Source organism: Acinetobacter sichuanensis (assembly GCF_003024515.2).
GTDB classification, from domain to species: domain Bacteria; phylum Pseudomonadota; class Gammaproteobacteria; order Pseudomonadales; family Moraxellaceae; genus Acinetobacter; species Acinetobacter sichuanensis.
The window spans coordinates 1-2,412 of the sequence record NZ_PYIX02000117.1 but is presented as its reverse complement, the minus strand read 5'-3'; the positions used below and the strand labels follow the sequence as shown (position 1 = coordinate 2,412).

Sequence of the window (2,412 nt, the reverse complement as noted above, 5' to 3'; positions counted from 1 at the left end):
GTAGAGCAATTTGTCCAATATGAACAAGATCGCCTAGTCACATTACTCAAACAACGTCGAGAAATGTCTCTAAAACAAGCACATGTTCGTTTTAACATTTTAGATAACAATAAAGATCAAAAAATGACTTTGAGTGAATTTCAAGAAAGTGGTGTTAAAACTTTTGAAAGCTTTGACAAAAATAAAGATGGAATTCTTGATCAGCAAGATATTCAATTAGCAGGAAATTCCTCTGAAACTCATGATGGTTTCCGCATTAAACTTCCGATTTCTATGCCAATGCCAAGCAATGTCACTGAATTTATTCAACAATATGGTCAAGGAAAAGACTATGTTACATTAGGTGACTACTTTAGTGCGCGTGACAAACAATATTTTTCTACAGACACAAATGCTGATCGTGTTGTAACAGAGCAAGAATATGTGAATGAATTTACACAACGTTTTGATCAAAATTCAGCATCAGGCAAAGAGAAAATGAAAGCACTGTCTATCGCACAATTTGGCTTAATTGCTCAAGGTAAAAAAACAATACAAGCCAATGATATACAAAATTTTGCACAAAAATTAAATCAAGAAATCACTCAATAATCATGATATGAAAGCATAAATATTGTCTTAAATATAATGTGATATTTGAGGCAATATTTCATGTATTTTTGCACAAAAATCCGACTCTAAAATAAAAAATCCTACTTAGCAAGCATCCTTACGATACTCTCAGCAGAGAGTTTTGCACACTCTTTTGTATCACCAACGAATTATTTAGTTCATGAAGCTCATGCTGCCATTGCTTAAAGAAAGTTACCTAAGCTCATTAAAAATTCCTCTTTAAGATACTCTTTAACTTTTTATATTTTGCTATGTGTCAAACTGATTTAATTTTACAATTAGGATAATTTAATTAAAATTAACTATTTAATAAAATCCAACTTATACATATAAGTTAAATATACCTTTTGTATCTAAATTAAACCAAAAAATATCCTAAAAATAAAAAATTAATTAACAGCAATAAATAGAACAATTAATACTAATTGTTTTAACAACATCACATATTGTACAAATTAAGACAACTATTTCGATAGTAAAACTATATTATTTTAAGCTAAATAAAATTTGATAATTTAAATCATTTTTTAAATAAATTTAAACACCTGTTTAACACAAATAAAAATTTAAATTAATAAAATCAAAATAAAAAATAAATATTACAAATTATTTCAGTAAAATAAATATAAAAAAAATTAAATAAAATTTTAATTTAAATAATTAAAATAAAAATATATTAATCAAGTAAATTAACCCCTACTTATTTAAGAAAATATAAAAACTCGGTTAATTTAAATCAAGCCAATAAGTTACATTAAAAAACAATAAAACATACATAAAAACCAATATACTATCTTGACTTATTTAATTTATATAAATTTTATGCTTTTTTGTATTTAAGTTCTTTTATAAATTAGCTATAAAATGCAATGGTTCTATCCCTCTTTTTAATTATACTAATTTTTCAATTTCTTTATTAAGTATAGAATAATCATGATATTAGGTATATTAGGTATTTCTTCAAACAGTCCTAACGGCGTTTCAAGCTATTCTTTGAGTGATAGTATTAAATTTACTAAGCTCACAAACCAACTATCAAAATATGGTGTTCAAGATAGTGTTGCAAAAAGCACATTAAATGCTTTAAAAAAGGGATTGATAGATCCTAAATTAGTTGAAAATTTAACTAATAATCTATCAAGTGGAAAAATCTCTGGTGCCCTTGCAGGTAGTCTTTTAAATAACACAATAAATAATACTTTAAATGTAGAATTAACAACAAAAATTATTGATAGCGTAATTTCAAAAGATTTACCACTTGAATTGGTTTCTAACTTATTAAACAATCTAAATAGCACTGTAGATGGTCTAACAGATACTGTAGACAATCTAGTTGGAACAACAACAAATTTACTAGAAAATATATTAAAGGGCTTAGGTCTACAAATATCACTTAAAGGTGTGGATGATCTTGTTGGTGGTATCACAAATACTGTTGATAATATTGTAGATGGTGTAACTGGTGGATTAAATTCACTATCTTACAATTTATTAGGCAATAATATTATTATTTCTCTATTAGAGGGCTTAACAAGTGGTTTATTATCACTTGATCTTGTAACAAACTTATTAAAAGGTTTAACAAGTGGTTTATTATCACCAGACCTTATTTCAAATTTAATCGGAAGTATCACCAAAGGTTTACTACCTCTTGACCTTGTGACGAATTTGGTAGGTGGCTTAACGAGTGGTTTGCTATCACTTACTTTGGTTTCAAACCTAATTAGCAGTATTGCTGGTGGTTTATTATCACTTGACCTTGTAAGCAACTTAGTTGATGGCTTACTTGGCGGCTTGTTA

At 27.0% G+C, this 2,412-nt stretch carries 1 protein-coding gene and 1 pseudogene; both read left to right on the top strand.

Going from position 1 to position 2,412, the window contains the following annotated elements:
- On the top strand, positions 1 to 591 hold a 591-nt coding region (locus tag C9E89_RS23495; RefSeq protein WP_107010249.1), incomplete at its 5' end, for a penta-EF hand family protein.
- 954 nt (positions 592 to 1,545) lie between these two features.
- A pseudogene (locus tag C9E89_RS22160) lies at positions 1,546 to 2,412 on the top strand (hypothetical protein); the annotation flags it as partial.